Origin of the sequence: Bradyrhizobium sp. ORS 285, assembly GCF_900176205.1 — a bacterium.
Classification (GTDB): domain Bacteria; phylum Pseudomonadota; class Alphaproteobacteria; order Rhizobiales; family Xanthobacteraceae; genus Bradyrhizobium.
In genome coordinates this window covers 7,058,290-7,076,260 of record NZ_LT859959.1, presented here as the reverse complement: position 1 = coordinate 7,076,260, position 17,971 = coordinate 7,058,290, and the positions used below count along the sequence as shown (strand labels likewise).

The 17,971-nt window shown below is 64.8% G+C and carries 12 protein-coding genes; 8 read left to right on the top strand and 4 right to left on the bottom strand.

Annotated features, from left to right (window positions below):
• Positions 1-310: 310 nt before the first annotated feature.
• The gene (locus tag BRAD285_RS36740) at positions 311-850 is read left to right on the top strand and encodes a helix-turn-helix domain-containing protein (RefSeq protein ID WP_006612026.1); all 540 of its coding nucleotides are present in this window, start codon (positions 311-313) and stop codon (positions 848-850) included.
• A gap of 301 nt (positions 851-1,151) precedes the next feature.
• Here the strand turns inward: BRAD285_RS36740 and BRAD285_RS31780 are convergent, their stop codons facing one another.
• Positions 1,152-1,385 (bottom strand): hypothetical protein, encoded by a 234-nt coding sequence (locus tag BRAD285_RS31780; protein ID WP_035646433.1) that lies wholly within the window; start codon positions 1,383-1,385, stop codon positions 1,152-1,154.
• Positions 1,386-1,607: 222 nt separating this feature from the next.
• Between BRAD285_RS31780 and BRAD285_RS31775 the strand changes: the two genes are divergently transcribed.
• From BRAD285_RS31775 to BRAD285_RS31765, 3 genes are all read left to right on the top strand, one after another.
• Positions 1,608-3,968, top strand: coding sequence for a hypothetical protein (locus tag BRAD285_RS31775; RefSeq protein ID WP_006612023.1), 2,361 nt, complete (start codon positions 1,608-1,610; stop codon positions 3,966-3,968).
• 271 nt (positions 3,969-4,239) lie between these two features.
• Positions 4,240-5,439 (top strand): IS256 family transposase, encoded by a 1,200-nt coding sequence (locus BRAD285_RS31770; protein WP_087877580.1) that lies wholly within the window; start codon positions 4,240-4,242, stop codon positions 5,437-5,439.
• 437 nt (positions 5,440-5,876) lie between these two features.
• Positions 5,877-6,650: an EAL domain-containing protein gene (locus tag BRAD285_RS31765; RefSeq protein ID WP_035648629.1), complete on the top strand. Its 774-nt coding sequence runs from the start codon at positions 5,877-5,879 to the stop codon at positions 6,648-6,650.
• Positions 6,651-6,655: 5 nt separating this feature from the next.
• Here BRAD285_RS31765 and BRAD285_RS31760 read toward each other — a convergent pair whose 3' ends face one another.
• Positions 6,656-7,714: an SDR family NAD(P)-dependent oxidoreductase gene (locus BRAD285_RS31760; RefSeq protein WP_006615066.1), complete on the bottom strand. Its 1,059-nt coding sequence runs from the start codon at positions 7,712-7,714 to the stop codon at positions 6,656-6,658.
• A gap of 279 nt (positions 7,715-7,993) precedes the next feature.
• On the opposite strand from BRAD285_RS31760, the gene BRAD285_RS31755 reads away from it, so the two are divergent.
• The 3 genes from BRAD285_RS31755 (at position 7,994) to BRAD285_RS31740 (ending at position 13,035) form a co-directional block, all read left to right on the top strand.
• Positions 7,994-9,196: an MFS transporter gene (locus BRAD285_RS31755; RefSeq protein ID WP_006615067.1), complete on the top strand. Its 1,203-nt coding sequence runs from the start codon at positions 7,994-7,996 to the stop codon at positions 9,194-9,196.
• Between the two features lie 132 nt (positions 9,197-9,328).
• Complete coding sequence (locus tag BRAD285_RS31750) at positions 9,329-10,534, top strand: MFS transporter (protein WP_006615068.1); 1,206 nt, start codon at positions 9,329-9,331, stop codon at positions 10,532-10,534.
• Between the two features lie 803 nt (positions 10,535-11,337).
• On the top strand, positions 11,338-13,035 hold the full coding sequence (locus tag BRAD285_RS31740; RefSeq protein WP_006615070.1) for a methyl-accepting chemotaxis protein: 1,698 nt from the start codon (positions 11,338-11,340) through the stop codon (positions 13,033-13,035).
• 22 nt (positions 13,036-13,057) lie between these two features.
• Here the strand turns inward: BRAD285_RS31740 and BRAD285_RS31735 are convergent, their stop codons facing one another.
• Together BRAD285_RS31735 and BRAD285_RS31730 are read right to left on the bottom strand one after the other, a co-directional pair.
• Complete coding sequence (locus tag BRAD285_RS31735; RefSeq protein ID WP_006615071.1) at positions 13,058-13,519, bottom strand: NUDIX domain-containing protein; 462 nt, start codon at positions 13,517-13,519, stop codon at positions 13,058-13,060.
• 4 nt (positions 13,520-13,523) lie between these two features.
• Entirely contained in the window at positions 13,524-14,771 is a 1,248-nt protein-coding gene (locus BRAD285_RS31730) for a DUF763 domain-containing protein (RefSeq protein ID WP_006615072.1), read from the bottom strand.
• Positions 14,772-14,875: 104 nt separating this feature from the next.
• On the opposite strand from BRAD285_RS31730, the gene putA reads away from it, so the two are divergent.
• Positions 14,876-17,971 (top strand): bifunctional proline dehydrogenase/L-glutamate gamma-semialdehyde dehydrogenase PutA, encoded by a 3,096-nt coding sequence (putA, locus tag BRAD285_RS31725; protein ID WP_006615073.1) that lies wholly within the window; start codon positions 14,876-14,878, stop codon positions 17,969-17,971.

The window sequence follows — 17,971 nt, the reverse complement described above, 5'->3', positions numbered from 1 at the left end:
ACATCACGCTGTGTCGAAGGGGATTTTCGCGTGATTCATTTCACGCGCCAGCTGAGTGCCCGGAACGAAACGAACCTGCCATTGACCGTCTTCGTTCTTGCGGACGGAGTATCCCTTGTCCCTCAGTGAATCCTTGTTCGCGTGCCAGATTGGCCAGAAGCTTGGTTTAACAGGCCCCCACTTCGCATGGGTGGCGCCCACCTTGGCTTTGACATTTGCCCCTCAATCAAAAAAAGCCGAGGCTAGAGCCACAACTAACAGGTGTGAAGCGATTTAGCGCATTGATGCAGGCAGCAACACCTCCGTCCTAATGCGCGTTGACAGTATTCAACCGCTGAAACCGTCCAAGCTGAAGCTGACGGAGGCCTCTGAAAAATATGTCGCTGCAGCGCCCGCCAGTCATCCTCAATCGCGAAAAAAATCGATGCCGCAGTCTATATCCAAATGCGCTCGAACAGCCGCCGCTGTGCTCCAGTGTACGCGGGAGCCCTCGGGCGTCCGCATTGACGTTGATCGCCGCAGAGCAAACTCTCGTTCCACAGAGCTCTGTGAAGTAGGAGGGGCCATGCGATACGGTCGAAGAGGGCGAAGCGAAGGGTTTCCGATTGCCCCGTCCGATCCGTCATCTGAAGAACCAAAGTCGATTCCGTTCGTTCAACGACTTACCTGCACGATTAACGAAGCAAGCGAGGTCACCGGTTTGGGACGCACGAAGCTTTACGAGTTAATTGGGACAGGGCATCTCATTACGACAACGGTAGGACGTCGGCGGTTAGTGCTCGTGAGCTCGCTCCAAGCACTGCTCGATGTGAGCCCCTCGGAGCCTGGAGGTATGAAAAAGATCTGGTAAGACTTCGCGGTTCGTGAGACTTGGCCGCGCTTGTCCGTGTTTTTCGTTCCAATCCGTCAAGTGGCAGGGGATTGACTCTGTGGAACCTCTGACCCGCAAATCGCCCAACCGCCTGAGGATAGAAGGATATCTTGGGCCGATTCGCGAACACTCTCGCCGTCGTCCCTGCGTCCGCATGTGTTCGCTGCCAAACCGGCACGCGACTGTCCGAATCCCTTCGCCTGGTGAAGGCCGCGAATGAGTTGAATACCGGTCTGTCGGCGATTCGTTTGAGCATAGCGGTCCGGTCACTCGTGATCTCCTAGCCCAGGTCGAAGTCGAGGTGGTCGCGTGAGAAATGGAATGTGAGCAATTGGCCGTTGATGGCCATCGCCGTCATCCGGCTTTCTTCCTCCGAGACCGTAATGAGAACGTTGCGGCCGGAGAAGCAAGCGTAGGTGATGACCTGAGATGATTGCTTCTGGCTGTTCGGAATCTGTCTGATTGCGATCATCCCGGTCGTGATGCTGCTGCTGCGAGCGCCGAAGGAGGGCACAGCACTCGAAGTGGGGCATTCAGACCTTTCGCCGCGCGGCACCTTTGGCCAGAGTCCCCAACTTGGCGCCGGACCGGAATGGAGACTGCCGGGAGTGCATCTTCGATCGGTTCGAGATGAGCATGTCCGTAATCAAGTGCCTGAAAAACTACTGGCGTGGCAGCCGGAATCGGCTATGGAGCACTACGCCAATACCGCAAGCTGCCTTCGACTCCTCGACACATGATTGACGCCTCGCACACCAAACGCTTCGCTCGGAAAATCTCGAGTTTCTGCCGTGTTCGCATCGACAAGATGTTTCCGCCGCTGGAGAGCGCCGCAATCAAGGCGTTTCTTCTCGATCTGATCGCGAGATCGGTGACACCGCCGCGCAAAATGCGAAGTTACGACTGGGACAAGATCGCGATTCGATGCGGTCTCAATGAAGATGCGGTGTTCAATGCGAGAACGGCGATCGAGCCGGCACTCGATGCGATTAGCCGCCATGTCAACGCGCTCGCTGTGCGGTCCGGAAATGATGTTTCGTCACGCAAGGAGGCGGCGCCTTCGCAGACTCGTCGTTACCCGGAGAAGCGGTCAGAAAGGGAGACCGTGCAGGGCAGCCGCATACGGCCTCCGTCAAAACATGAAGCGGAGATGGACCAGAAGAAGCGTGGCGCAGAGCCCCGCATTGTCGACGAGCTCCCCAAACCTCTATTTCAGCAATGGGTCGAACCGTCTTCGTTTTCGGACGCATTGGAACTTCACATGCGTCGCCATGGTGATAGTTATTGGCATCTTCATCGTGCGGTGATCCGGGACGATGAAAATCTAGACTCCTCGACAATTCGTCATTGGATGCGTGGATCGAAGGCGCCACGTAGCGCTGCGAGTATGGAGGTGCTGGCTCGTATCGAGCGCCGCTATCGTTTGCCAGCAGGCTATCTCAAAGCCAAGTTACCGCATCAGACGCGCTCCACCACCGGGCACATCCTTGACAGTGTCGGTGCGGCGGAGCGACGTCGGCTCGCATGGCATCTGCCGGACGACTTCAACACGCGCTCACGCGAAGCTCAGGAAGAGATTCTGGAATGGGTGCGGCGCGTGATCATCACCGGCTCAACAGACTACAGGCGTTTCCAAGCGGCAGCTATGAAACAACGCTACGCAATCCGCTTTCCTGCAATTGCCTACGGACAGCCCGATGCTGGCAACGAGAGGGTTAGGACGCGGCTAGAACAATCCGATGACGATAGTGCAGCGTTCGTCGACCCAGATCTCATGTCCGGCGTCACTGATGCTCCGCCCGTCCTTGCGGTGGAAATGGCCGAACTCATTCGCTTCAAGACGTCGACGCTTACCGCTTTCGGCCTACAACGCAACGGCGTTTGGGGTGAAGAGACAGCGTCGCAAAAGCTGGAGCATCTCGGGTTAATGTTCGGGGCCCTGGCGGCGCATCCTCAAGGGCCAGTGCGTGGTCGCGGTGTACCATCTCGACATTTGACGTTTGGTCTGCTCGTCTTCCCGTCGATTTGGGACTGGTATGTTCAATGGCGAGAGCGTCGACGGGGTTTTTACACCGCGTGGGAAGTGGATATGCTGCGCATATCGCTCGCTCTGACGCGCAATGAAACAGGTTGGCTACGACAAAATCCTCATCTTGCGTCTCGTGTGCATCCAATCGAAGGGCTTGTTACGAAGAACGATATCGAGCGCGCTCAAGGCGATTGGAACGACGCTTGCGATGTCTATTTCAAGCACGCCTCATCTCGCGCGAAAGAAATTCAACGTGTTGCGCGAATCCATCGCGATCCCTTCGAGCCGATCATGCCAGTGCTTGAAGCGGACAGCCCTGTCGGGCAGTATCGTAAGATCACCGAAGAAATTCTCCGGTTGATGCCCGATGAGCGTCTCTATCGCCGAGCAAAGGCGGAAGCCGTAAGGTCATTCTTGCTTTTGCGTTTCGGACTTCATCTTGGCTTGCGCCAGAAGAATCTTCGTCAACTTATGGTTTGCAGGCGGGGTCAGTCGCCTCGATCTGAACGCCAACTTGCGGATATGAGGCGAGGAGAGCTGCGTTGGAGTGAGCGCGATAACGGCTGGGAGGTGTTAATTCCAGCCGTCGCATTCAAGAACGCCAACTCATCGTTCTTCGGGAACAAGCCCTTTCGGTTGGTCCTGCCTAATCTCGGCTGCCTCTACGAACATATCGAGGGGTATATCGATCGGCATCGAGGGGTATTGCTCCGAGGAGCAGAAGATCCCGGTACGTTCTTTGTCAAGACGGTGAAAACAACTAGCAGAGACGCGTCGTACGATCAGAACACGTTCTATGAGGTTTGGCGCCTAACAATCCAGCGATACGGAATTTACAATCCCTACACGGGTCGCGGTGCAATTGCTGGTCTTCTACCCCATGGGCCGCATAACGTTCGCGATGTACTAGCAACGCATATTCTGAAACAGACAGGCTCATACGAACAGGCGAGCTACGCTATTCAGGACACACCCGAAATGGTGGCGCACCACTATGGTCGCTTCTTACCGCAGGATAAAGCTGCCCTCGCGGCTCGAATCCTGAACCAGGTGTGGGAACCGTCGTAGGCCGCCATCCGGCTCGAATATGGGTATGCTACTATGACGCGATCGGCAGTGGTCTCGATTGGCCGCGTGCCATCTGGCTCCCAGGGACTTCTGATGAATTCAAGCTTGAGCCGGGGTCGTGTCCCCGGGCGTGGTGTAGCTCGGTAGAGCAAAGCCGTCCGCCCGCGCGCTCCCCCATAGCGCTGTAGTGGGTGGACGGCTTTGCGGTGGTCACCGGCGATTGCCCGGTAGGGTCGGGTTGCTGACACCAACCTGATTCGAGGAACCACCGATGACCGACGAGATGATGAACCTTCGCGCGCTCGTGGAGAAGGCCCCGGACGCGGATCTTCTGCGCGAGATGATCGGCTTTGCAGCCCAGCGGTTGATGGAGATGGAAGTCGCCGGGCTGACCGGAGCGGCCTATGGCGAGAAGAGCTCCGAGCGTCTGGCGCAGCGCAACGGCTACCGTGACCGGATCTGGGAAACGCGTGCCGGCGCGGTCGAGTTGCGCATTCCCAAGCTGCGCAAGGGAAGCTACTTCCCGGGCTTCCTGGAGCCGCGCCGGATGGCCGAGAAGGCGCTGACCGCCGTGATCCAGGAAGCCTACGTGCAGGGCGTCTCGACCCGTTCGGTCGACGACCTCGTGCAGGCGATGGGGATGAGCGGCATCTCCAAGAGCCAGGTGAGCCGGCTCTGTGGCGAGATCGACGACAAGGTAAAGGCCTTTCTCGCCCGTCCGATCGAAGGCGACTGGCCGTATCTGTGGATCGACGCCACCTACGTGAAGGTGCGCCAGAATGGGCGCATCGTCTCGGTCGCGGTGATCGTCGCGATCGGCGTCAACAGCGACGGAAGGCGCGAGGTGCTGGGCATGGACGTCGGCCCGTCCGAGGCCGAGACGTTCTGGACCGCGTTCCTGCGCAAGCTCACACGCCGTGGACTGCGTGGCGTGAAGCTCGTGATCTCGGATGCTCACGAGGGCATCAAGGCCACCGTCGCCAAGGTGCTCAATGCCACCTGGCAGCGTTGTCGCGTTCACTTCATGCGCAACGCTCTCGCTCATGCCGGTAAGAGCGGGCGCCGCGTGGTCTCCGCCTTCATCGCCACGGCCTTTGCCCAGGACGACGCCGAGGCAGCCAAGGCGCAATGGCGCAAGGTCGCCGACCAGATCCGTCCCAACGTGCCCAAGCTCGCCGCCCTCATGGATGAGGCCGAGCCTGACGTGCTCGCCTATATGAGCTTCCCGGCACAGCACCGCGCCAAGCTGCACTCGACCAATCCAATCGAGAGGGTCAATGGCGAGATCAAGCGCCGCACCGAGGTCGTCGGCATCTTCCCAAACGAGGAAGCAATCGTCCGTCTCGTCGGTGCGATCCTGCTCGAGCAGAACGACGAGTGGGCCGTCCAGCGCGCCCGCTACATGACGCTGGAAACCATCGCGCCTTTGAGCGATGATCCCATTGCCGGCCTGCCCGCCGTGGCAGGCTGACGAGCTCGGCCCGCACCGGAATCGCCCGGTGATCCACCATGCCAGCTACACCACTCTATGGGACACGATCTGAGCCGGGATAAGCTGCCCGCAAGGTAATGCGGCCAGCGATTGTTTCTGTGATCGGTGCGAGGGCATGTCGATGCTCCGGCGACACTCGCCTCACTGATCAGGCCTTCCACTTTTGGCCGCAATAGTTCGCCGTTTTCCGCTACAATCCGGCGGCTTGCTGCGGGTGGCACAATGGGTAGCTGCCACGCACGTGCACGGAAACCATTGAAAAACAATGAGAATTGGCTTTACAGGCGCGGACACTCTCTCCGCCAGGCCGCTCCCACCCCCCCACACACATACCTGTCCTGGCCGGCACGTCACAATCCTTCCGTATTTGTTAAGGCCGCATCCGTACCTTTCCGGAGACAACCGGGGAGATGGTCATGGCTGGGACATGCGCGGGATGCGCTGACGGAATCGAGCTGCCGTTTGCGTTCAAGATGGCGTTTCAGCCGATCGTCGATGTCAACGCGCAGCGGATCTGGGGCTATGAGGCGCTGGTGCGCGGGCCGAATGGCGAGGGGGCGCACAGCGTGCTGTCGCAGCTGACCGAGGGGCAGCTTTATCGTTTCGACCAGTCGGCGCGCGTGCTGGCGATCGAGACCGCAGGCCGCCTGTTCACCGACCACGCCGCACGGCTGTCGATCAACTTCATGCCCAACGCGGTCTATGAGCCGCGCGCCTGCATCCAGAAATCGCTGGCGGCGGCGAAGCGCGCCAGCTTCCCGTCTGAGAACCTGATGTTCGAGTTCACCGAGAACGAGCGCATGACGAGCCCCGATCATGTCGAGCGCATCGTCAAGAGCTACAAGGAGCTCGGCTTCTGGACCGCGCTCGACGATTTCGGCGCCGGCTATGCCGGCCTCAATCTGCTGGCGCGGCTGCAGCCGAACCTGATCAAGATCGACATGGAGCTGTTGCGCGACATTGATCGCGATCACGCCAGGCAGGTGATCGTGTCCGGCGTCACGGCGATGGCGCGCCAGCTCGATATCGCCGTGCTGGCCGAGGGCGTCGAGAGCGCGGCCGAGTTCGCGGTGCTGCGCTCGGCCGGCATCAACCTGTTCCAGGGCTATTACTTCGCCAAGCCCGCGCTCATGGCGCTGCCCGAGGTGGCCTGGCTCGCCGAGCCCGCGCGCGATCTGGCGGTCGGCTGATCTCCTCAGACATCCTTCGCGCTGTCGCCCGCCGTCACCTCATACTCCGCACCCGTCACCATCGCCGCCGCGTCGGAGGCGAGGAATACTGCGGCCGGCGAGATATCGTCGGGCTGCAGCCAGCCGACCTTGAGCGCGACGGTCGGTGCGCGGGCGTCCCAGGCCTGCTGCGGCGTCGGGGTCGCCGGCGCCTCGCGGCCGGTCTCGCGGATCGCCTCGCTCAGCCTGGTATCGTAGCGGGTCAGCGCCGTGTCGACGAGGCCGGGGATCAGCGCATTGACCGTGATGTTGTGCTGTCCGAGCTCGAGCGCGGCCGACTTCATCAGTCCGAGAATGCCCCACTTCGATGCCGAGTAGCTCGCTGCGTCCCTGGTGCCGTGCTTGCCCTGCATCGAGGACAGCACGATGATGCGGCCGCTCTTGCGCGCCACCATCTTCGGCGCGAAGGCGCGGATGGTGTTGGCGGTGCCGTTGAGATTGTTGTCGATCACGTCGCGCCAGTCGGCGTCGTCCATCTCGAGCAGCGGCTTCCAGCGCTGGATCGCGGCATCGGCGACGACGATGTCGATCTTGCCATAGGTCTGTTCGACATGCTCGGCGGCGGCGCGCAGCGCGGCGATATCGCGGATATCGGCGCGGATGCTCTCGCCACGCCGGCCATAGGACATGATCTGGCGCACCGTCTCGGCGAGATCCTCAGGCGTCGCGGGGGCCGCGTTCGATGCGGTCGAGACCGGTCCCGCGATATCCAGCGCGACGACGTCGGCGCCGTTGGCCGCCATCTCCACCGCGATCGACCGCCCGATGCCACGCGCTGCGCCGGTGACGATTGCGACCTTGCCGGCGAGGGACGAGCCGCGTCCGGGACGGATCGGTCCTGCGCTCTTCTCCGGCGGCGGCTCCGGCACCGGCTGGCCGTGCAACTCGCGCGACCCGGTGTCGGAGCGGCCGCCTTGATGTCCCCCAGGGCCGCTTTGCGCCGAGGCTTGGTTGAGCATTGCGAAGGCCGTGGCGGCGGCGGTGCCCTTCAGGAGGCCGCGGCGAAAGATGTTGTAGGCAGGCATGGCGTGGCTCCCAGGGGACGGTAGCCACCAACATGGGGCGACAAAAGCTGTTCCTGCTGCGCGCCAGAGTTCCCCCGAGAGTCGAGTAATTAAAGCAAACGGCCCGGGCCTTTAATTAGCGGCAACGGCAATTAAAGGTTGGAAAGACCTCGAGCTGAGCACGACGGGCGGCTCGGAGCGGCTGGTGTCACACTTGAGGTCTTCTAAGAAGAAGCTGGCACCAGGCCAGCTCCGATGTCACGCAGCCTGTCTAGAATGCGGTCCTGATTTGGAGCGGAGTTGGCTCAGGTGATCGCGGAGCGGAATGTCCGGACGGCTCTCATGGTGCTGGCGATCACCCAGCTAATCGGCTGGGGCATGCTGGGCCTGCCGGCCGTACTCAGCCGTGCCATGGCTGCGGATTTGGACATGACGCTGGCGGCGATCTTCGCCGGCTCTTCCGTGCTCTATGTCGCGATGGGCGTATGCTCGCCGCTGCTGGCGCAGCCGTTCGTCCGCTATGGCGGCCGACGGGTGATGGTCGCCGGCACGCTGCTGAGTGCGCCCGGCTTGGTGCTGCTGTCGGCCGCGCAGGGGCCGGTCTCCTATTACGCCGCATGGCTTCTCCTCGGTGTCGCCGGCAGCGCAACGCTCTCGACCGCCGCTTATGTGGTGCTGAACGAAATCGCCGGCCCGCGTGCCCGCCAGGCGATCGGCGGCCTGATGCTGGTGACCGGCCTGTCGAGCAGCATCTTTTGGCCGGTCAGCTCGGCCATCGCTGCCTATGTCGGCTGGCGCGGCACCTGTCTCGCCTATGCCGGTCTGCTGCTGCTGGTCTCGCTGCCGCTTCTCGTCCTCGCCCTGCCGGCGCGCCCGGCCGATCGGCAAACGTCCGCATCCGACACCGCCGCGATCGCTCATCCGGCGCCGGCACGCAGCACGTTCTATCTGCTGGTGGCGGCGATCGGCCTCAATGCCTTCGTCTCGATGGGGCTGAGCGCCGTGCTGATCGAGTTGCTGAAGGCCGAGGGCCTTTCGCCTACGGAGGCGATCGGCTTCGGCTCGATGCTCGGCGTGGTCCAGATCAGCGCCCGCGCGCTCGATTTTCTCGGCGGGGGCCGCTGGGACGGCCTCACCACCGCCCTCACGGCGGGTCTCGCGCTGCCGCTGTCGATGCTGCTTCTGATGCTGGCCGGCGGCTCCCATGCCGTGGTGGCGGTCTTCATCCTGGTCTACGGATTGGGCAGCGGCGCGTTGGCGGTGGCCCGCGCGACCATGCCGCTGGTTTTCTACGACAGGGCGGCTTTCGCCAAGGCCTCGGCGCAGATCGCGCTGCCGCTCAACCTGTTGTCCGCCGTGTCGGCGCCGATTTTGGCCGCGCTTCTCACCAGCTACGGCAGCAACGCCCTGCTGGCCCTCATCCTAGTGTTCTCGTCGGCGGCGTTCCTCATGCTGCTGCTCTTGCGCCGGCGGCGGCCGGTGCATGCGATGGCGGCCGCATAGGCTCCAGCACCCCATCCCCGGCAGGGGGCAATTCCGAAACAGCGGGGCTGGGGCGGCGCGAATGCATTAAAAGCATCGTCGCGCTCTGCCTCGTGCCCGGCGCTCCCTCCCTGCAATACCCATATCCGCCGCATGCCCCCCGTCATCGCCGATCCCTCCATCCTGCGCGTTCTGATCGTGCTGGCCGTCACCCAGCTGATCGCCTGGGGCACGCTCAGCCTGCCGGCGGTGATCGGCCGGGCGATGGCGGCGGACCTGGAGATGGACCTCACGGCGATCTTCGCCAGCACGACCGTGCTGTACATGTCGATGGGGCTGTGCTCGCCGCTCTTGGCGCGGCCGTTCATCAAGCAGGGCGGCCGCCGCGTCATGATCGCGGGGACGGTGCTGGCGGCGCCCGGCTACGTGCTGCTGTCGGTCGCGCAGGGGCCGCTGACCTATTACGCGGCCTGGCTGCTGCTCGGCATCGCCGGCAGCGCCACGCTCTCGACCGCCTCCTACATCGTGCTCAACGAGATCGCCGGGCGGCGCGCGGGCCGGGCGATCGGCGCGCTGATGCTGGTGACGGGATTGTCGAGCAGCATCTTCTGGCCGGTGACGTCGGCGCTGTCGGCGCATATCGGCTGGCGCAGCACCTGCCTCGTCTATGCCGGCCTCTTGATCCTGGTGTCGCTGCCGCTGTTCGTGTTCCTGCTGCCGCGCCGGGTCCACGATCATCTGCCGGCTGACTCGGGCGCGGCCGCGCGCGCGCCTGCCGTCACGCCGGCGCGCAGCACCTTCTATCTGCTGGTCGGCGCCTCCGGCCTCAACGCCTTCGTCGCCTTCGGCATGGGCGCCGTGCTGATCGAGCTCCTGAAGGCCGAGGGCCTTTCGCCGGCGGAGGCGATCGCCTTCGGCTCGATGCTGGGCGTGATCCAGATCAGCGCCCGCGCGATCGACTTCCTCGGCGGCGGCCGTTGGGACGGCATCACCACCGCGATTGTCGCCGGGCTGGCGCTGCCGGCCGCTATGCTGCTGTTGATGCTGAGCCACGGCTCGCATGTCGCCATCGCGATGTTCATGCTGGTCTACGGCCTCGGTACCGGCGCGCTCGCGGTGGCGCGCGCGACCATGCCGCTGGTGTTCTATGACAAGGCGGCGTTCGCCAAGGCCTCGGCGCAGATCGGCCTGCCGATGAACGTGCTGTCGGCGGTGTCGGCGCCGATCCTGGTCGAGCTCCTGACCCGCTACGGCAGCAATGCGCCGCTGGCGCTGAGCCTGGTGTGCTCCTGCGCCGCGGTGGCGATGCTGCTGCTGTTGCGGCAGCGCCGGCCTGCGCAGGTGACGGCGTCATCTTAACGCCGCTGAGTCGCCCGCCGCGCAGGGCGCGCATACGACCGGCGAGCGCTGATGCGCGCCGTCGCCCTGCGCCGGACAACGAAGTTTGCAAGCGGCGTCAAGGGCATCGGCACATCCGCACGGGGCAGCGCAAACTTTCCGCTTTCGTTTTATCGGAATTTGTGGTTGATTGTCCCGGTCCGGCTTCATCGACGAGGGGCGCTGCGCATCGTCAGGAGCGTTGAGGCAGGATGCGATGGACGGGCAGGCGCCGACTGACGAGCGGCGCCGGCACGGACGGTCAAGTCGCATGGTCCTGGCATCCCGAAGCTGATGTCTGCGCAACGTGCGTTCCGCGCGGTGCTGCAAACGGGGGCAAGAACGCCGGTCCCCGGGGAGAGTGCGAAGCAGCCGTAACACCATCGCGCAGGGAAGGCCGGGTCGCGCTGGCTGAACCTGTGGTTCCTGCCCCGTGCATTCCTTTTCGCACGGGGGCCGCAGGAATCAGCCGAGGCCTGGTCTTCCCTGCGCCCTCGATGAGATGAGGGCTTCGTTGCACAAAGCTTGGGCGCTCTGCGCGTCGCAAGATCCTGGATCCGTGGGACAAGCGTCGGACGGGGCCTGCCGCCGCGAGGGTCTTGCAGGTTAGCTTCCGAGACGAACGAGAGAGCATCAGGTGGTTGCGTTCGTGATTCGGTTCGCGCAATGGGATTAGTCTCTGCTGCTAAAGACTAATTAGTTCATCGGCGCGCAGGCGCACGGATAGCAAACCATTAATGTGAGCTTGGTATCGTGCATACAGCCCATGCAACGAGAACCGGAAAATGCGACACCTGACCGTCTATCAGCGTCTCGCGGCGATCATTGCCGTGATGTCGATCGCTCTGTTCGCCGTCTCCGCCATGCAGATCCTGATGCTGCGTGGAACCGTCATCGAGGAGCGGCAGACCATGGTCCGCAACCTCGTGGACTCCGCCGTCAAGATTCTGAGCTATTATGACGCCGCGGCCGCCGCTGGAAAAGTCCCGGCGGATCAGGCGCGTCAGCAGGCCTTCGCCGCGATCGGCGCGATGCGCTGGGGGGCCTATAACGACTATCTCGGCATCTATGGCACCGGTTCGTCCGACGCGGGCGTCACCTATGTCCATGCCAACCCGAAATACATCAACGTCAATCGCTGGGACTACCAGGATTCGACCAAGAAATATCTGATCCAGGACATCGTGCGCGCGGCGCGTGCCGGCGGCGGCTTCGTCGAGTATCAGGTGCCGCGGGCCGGCGGAAAGGAAGAGCTGCCCAAGATGTCCTATGTCGGCGCCTATGGCAGCGGCGACAAGATGCTGGCGATCCAGGCCGGCGCCTATGTCGACGACATCGATGCAGTCGTCTATCAACGCGCGCTGTGGGCCGGCCTCGGCGCCCTTGCCGGGCTGCTGATCGCCGCGATCACGGCCTTCTGGCTCGGACGCAGCGTCGTCGTTCCGCTCGATCAGACCTGCGCCGTGATGGACGAGCTGACCAAGGGCCATCTCGGCTTCGAGGTGCCGTTCACCGATCGGCGCAACGAGATCGGCCGCATGGCGCGCAGCCTGCAGATCCTCAAGGACCATCTCGCCGAGAGCGAGCGCATCAGGGCCGAGCAGGAGCAGGCCAAGCAGCAGTCCGCCGAGGAGCGGCGGGCGGTGCTGGTGCGGATCGCCGACGAGTTCGAACGCTCGATCGGCGGCGTGATCCAGACCACGGCGAGCGCCGCCGGCGAGCTGCAGACCTCGGCGCAATCGATGTCGAGCATCGTCTCCGGCACGTCAGACCAGAGCGCGAAGGTCGCCGCGGCCGCCGAGCAGACCGCCAAGAACGTGCAGACCGTGTCGGCCTCGGCCGAGCAACTGTCGTCGTCGATCCAGGAGATCGCCAAGCAGGTCACGCAGTCGTCGTCGATCGCGCAGAACGCGGTGGAGCAGGCGACCCGGACCGAATCCATGGTCACGCGGCTGGTGCACGCCTCGCAGAAGATCGGCGAGGTGATGGCGCTGATCCAGACCATCGCCGGCCAGACCAATCTGCTGGCGCTGAACGCCACCATCGAATCGGCGCGAGCGGGCGAAGCGGGCAAGGGCTTCGCGGTCGTCGCCAATGAGGTCAAGGCGCTGTCGGCGCAGACCGCCAAGGCGACCGAGGAGATCACCAGCCAGATCGAGGCGATCCGCGACGCGACCACCTCGACCGTCACCGCGATCCGCGAGATCGGCACCACGATCGGCCAGATGAACGAGATCACCGAGACCATCGCCGCGGCGGTCGAGGAGCAGGGCGTGGCCACCAAGGAGATCGCCCGCAGCGTGCAGCAGGCGGCGCAGGGCACGCAGGGCGTCATGCAGCACATCGTCGGCGTGCGCGAGGCCTCGGGGCAGGTCGGCGCGGCGGCGGCGCAGGTCTTGAGTGCGGCGGCCCAGCTCGGCAGCCAGTCGGATCAGCTGAAGAGCCAGACCGGACGCTTCCTCGGCAACGTCCGCGCGGCCTGATGAGACAGCGGATGGTGAAGGCTCACCCTCCGCTCATCTCCACGAGCCGATCGAGTAGCGCCGCCTGCGCCGAATTGATGCGGGCACGCGCCTCGGTCAGATCGAACCACGCAGCGCGGTCGACCTCGGGAAAGCGCTGGATGCGGCCGCTGCGCGGCGGCCATTCGAGCTCGAAGGTGTTGCTGACGATGGCGTCGGCATCGAGATCGGTCTCGGCGGCAAAGGCCTCGACCACCTTGCCGCCGCGCTGCTTGATCTCGCCGAGCGGGATCAGCGGCGCGATCAGTACGGTCCCGAGCTCCTCGGCGAATTCGCGCCGCGCGACCGCCTCGGCGCTCTCACCAGTGCCGAACTCGCCCTTCGGGATCGACCACGCGCCGGCATCCTTGTTGCGCCAGAATGGTCCGCCCGGATGCACCAGCAGCACCTCGAGCGTGCCGCCACGACGGCGGAAGGCGAGCACGCCCGCGCTGCGCGCTGGCATGCTCTCACGCCTCGCCGGTGCGCTGGATGAGGTCGCGCTCCCAGCCGAACACCGAGCGGCCGTCGAGCTCGGGCGAGGCGGCGCGCTCGGTGGCGATGAAGGCATCGAGCGAGGGACCGGTGGCGGAGCGCTCCAACCGCCGCGCCTGATCGTCGAGCCGCTTCAGCGCCGCCATCGCCTCGTCGCGGCCGAGCTTGGCGTTGCCGACCGCCGACTTCAGCACGCGGATGGTGTCGTCATAGACCTTGATCGGCACGGGATAGGGATGCCGATCCTTGCCGCCATGCGCCAGCGAGAACCGCGCGGGATCGGTGAAGCGATACGGCGCGCCATGCACGACCTCGGCGACCATCGCGAGCGAGCGCACCGTGCGGGCGCCGACGCCCGGCGTGAGCAGCAATTCGGGGAAATCGACCGGCCCGCGCTCGGCGGCGGCCGCCAGCGTGCCGTGCAGCCGCCGGGCGAACACGTCCTTCGGCCTGACGTCGTGATGGTCCGGCATGACGAGATGCGGCAGCATCGCTTGCGCGTGCATCGGCGCAGGCGTGCTCAGCCGCTCGAACTCGGTGACGACACGGTCGGGGCCGAGTTCGGTGAGGAGCTCGAGCTGCGCGTTGCGCGACGGCGCCGCGCGCTTGTCGGTGAGATTGACGATCTCGCCCTGCGCCGGGCCATCGATCGCGCTATGCGGCGCGTCGACGAAGTCGGCAATGTCGGGCGAGTGCCAGTGGTAGCGGCGGGCCTGGCGCGCCTCGCCATTCATGCCCTGCTGCACGACGGTCCATTTGCCGTCGGCGGTGACGAAGAAGCCATGCAGATAGAGGTCGAAGCCGTCCTGCACGGCGGCGCTGTCGACCTTGGCGACCAGCTTGCTGGTGCGCACCAATCCCTCGCCGTCGAGACCGAGCCGGTCGCTGAGCAGACGCAGCTCGTCGGGCGTCTTGCGCGAATGCTCGCCGCGGCCGCCACAGACATAGATGCCGAGCTCAGCCGAGAGCGGCTTCAGTCCGCGCTTCAGGGCGCCGATCACGCTGGTGGTGATGCCCGAGGAATGCCAGTCCATCCCCATCACGGCGCCGAACGACTGGAACCAGAACGGATGCGACAGCCGCGCCAGGAATTCGTCGCGGCCGTAATGATGCACGATCGCCTGCGTGATGATCGCGCCGAGCGCGGACATGCGCAGGCCCAGCCAGGCCGGTACGCGCCCGGAATGGAGCGGGAGATCGGCGCTGCCGGTGCGACGGGCCATGGAATCCTTGCGCTGGGGAACTGCCGCGCCAATGTATCAGACGGCGTGCAGCGGTGGATCACAAAGTTTGACCGCAGGCGCATTGCCGCGGAGCACGACACCGGATGACCAACGCGCAGCCTGCCGAAACGGTCTTCTCACCTGCTTATGCCGAGGACGATGTCGCAATCGCCGACCGCCTGCTGCGCGCCCAGGACGGCGCCGACCTACCTGCCGTCAAGGCCACCGCGCGGCGGCTGATCGAGGGCCTCCGCGCCAAGGCCTCGCGCTTCGGCGGCATCGACGACTTCCTGCAGGAATATTCGCTGTCCACCAATGAGGGCCTCGCCCTGATGGTCCTCGCCGAGGCGCTGCTGCGGGTGCCCGGCGACGACACCGCCGATCGGCTGATCGAGGACAAGCTCGGCCGCAGCGACTTCCTGCATCACGAGGTCAAGTCGCACACGCCTCTGGTCACCGCCTCCGCCTGGGCGCTCGGCCTCGCCGCGCGCGTGATCGCACCGGGCGAGACGCCGGAGAGCGTGGTCGCCGGCCTCGCGCGCCGCCTGGGATTGCCGACGGTGCGCACCGCCGCGCGGCAGGCGATGAAGCTGCTCGGCAGCCATTTCGTGCTCGGCGAGACCATCGCCCAGGCGCTCGACCGCGCCAATTCCGGCACCGGCCGGCTGTTCCGCTACTCCTTCGACATGCTGGGCGAAGGCGCCCGCACCGCCAATGATGCCGCGCGCTACCGGCAGTCCTATGCGGCGGCGATCGCTGCGATCGGGCGTGCCGCCGGCAACGCGGCGTTGCTGGAGCGTCCGGGCATCTCGGTCAAGCTGTCGGCGTTGCATCCGCGCTACGAGGAGATCAGCCGCGACCGCGTGCTGCGCGAGCTGGTGCCGGTGGTCATCGATCTCGCGAGGCAGGCCAAGTCGTACGACCTGAACTTCACCGTCGATGCCGAGGAGGCCGATCGGCTCGATCTATCAATGGCCGTGATCGCGCGCGTCGTGGCTGATCCTGCTCTCGCAGGTTGGGAGGGCTTCGGTCTTGCGATCCAGGCCTATCAGAAGCGCGCGGAGAAGGTCATCGCCTTCATCGCGGATCTTGCAGCAAAGCATGATCGCCGCTTCATGGTCCGGCTGGTCAAGGGCGCCTATTGGGACACCGAGATCAAGCGCGCGCAGGAGCGCGGGCTCGACGACTATCCGGTGTTCACGCGCAAGGCGATGACCGACCTGAACTACCTCGCCTGCGCGCGCCAGCTACTGGCGCAGCGCAGCCGCATCTTCCCGCAATTCGCGACCCACAACGCGCTGACGGTCGCCCACATCGTGCATGAGGCCCGCGGCAGCGGCGGCTACGAGTTCCAGCGTCTGCACGGCATGGGCGACCCGCTGTATGCGAGCTTGCGCGAGCTGCATCCCGACATCGCCTGCCGGACCTATGCGCCGGTCGGGCAGCATCGTGATCTCCTGGCCTATCTCGTCCGCCGCCTGCTCGAGAACGGCGCGAACTCGTCGTTCGTGTCGGTCGCGGCTGATCCCAATATCCCGGTCGAGCAATTGGTGACGAGCGAGGCCGAGATCGTCGGCAAGCCGGAAGCCGCGCGTCATCCGCACATCGTGCGGCCGCGCGATCTCTACGGCCCGACGCGTCGCAACTCGCAGGGCATCGAGCTCGGGCATCACGCCTCGCTGAATGCCTTGCGCGCCGAGATCGCGGGAGCTGGCGCCGCTCCGGCCGCGGCCTCGCCCATCATTGACGGCGTCGCCCGAGACGGCACGTCGCGCCAGCTCACGAGCCCGTTCAATCCGGGCGTGATCGCCGGCACAGTGATCGAAGCCGATGCGGCGGTGGTCGAACGCGCGGTTGCGGCGGCGGTCGGAGGCTTGACGTCCTGGGGCATGACCACCGCCGCACAACGCGCCAAGGCGTTGCGGCGCGCGGCTGACATGATCGAGCAGCGCCGAGCGCGTCTCATTCATCTTCTGGCCATCGAGGCCGGCAAGACCCTCGACGATGCCATCGCCGAGATCCGCGAGGCCGTGGACTTCTGCCGCTACTACGCCGCCGAAGGCGAAGCCCTGTTCGGTGTCGAGCTCGGCCTGCCCGGGCCGACTGGCGAGTCGAATGCCTTGCGGCTGCGGCCGCGAGGCGTCTTCGTCGCGATCTCACCTTGGAATTTCCCGTTTGCCATCTTCATCGGGCAGATCGCGGCGGCGTTGATGGCCGGCAATGCCGTCGTCGCCAAGCCTGCTGAGCAGACGCCGCTAATTGCAGCCGAAACGGTGCGGCTGCTGCATGAGGCAGGCATCGCAGCCTCGGCGCTGCAGCTCGTTCCAGGCGATGGCGCCATCGGCGCTCGCTTAGTCGATCACCCGGCGATCGCTGGTGTCGTCTTCACCGGCTCCTATGACACCGCGCGTGCGATCAACATCGCGCTCGCGAACCGGAAGGGGCCGATCCTGCCGCTGATCGCCGAGACCGGCGGCATCAATGCGATGCTGGTCGATTCGACGGCGCTGGCTGAGCAGGTCACCGACGACGTCGTGACCTCGGCGTTCCGCTCGGCCGGCCAGCGCTGCTCGGCGCTGCGTCTGTTGTGCGTGCAGGATGATGTCGCCGACGACATCATTGCGATGATTGCGGGCGCGGCGCGTGAGCTGCGGATCGGCGATCCCCGCGATGTGTCGACCCATATCGGCCCGGTGATCGACGCGGAGGCCAAGGCGCGGCTCGATCAGCACATCGCGCGCATGAAGATGAGCGCTCGCGTGCACTACGCAGGATCTTCGCCGGACACCGGCTGCTTCGTGGCGCCGCATGTGTTCGAGCTGCTGCGGCCTGAGGAGTTGGAGCAGGAGGTGTTTGGCCCCGTCCTGCATGTGGTGCGCTATCGCGGCGAGGATCTCGAGCGCACGCTGCGGGCGATCGCCGCCTCCGGGTATGGCCTGACCTTCGGCCTGCATTCGCGCATCAGCCAGCTCGCCGATCGCGTTGGTCAGCTGCCGATCGGCAACATCTACGTCAACCGCAACATGATCGGCGCCGTCGTCGGCGTGCAGCCGTTCGGCGGCTGCGGGCTGTCAGGCACGGGGCCAAAGGCCGGCGGGCCGCATTATCTCGCACGCTTCGCGACCGAGCAGACGCTGACGATCAACACCGCAGCTGCGGGCGGCAATGCCGCGCTGGCCTCGCTGGGCGAGAAAGGATGA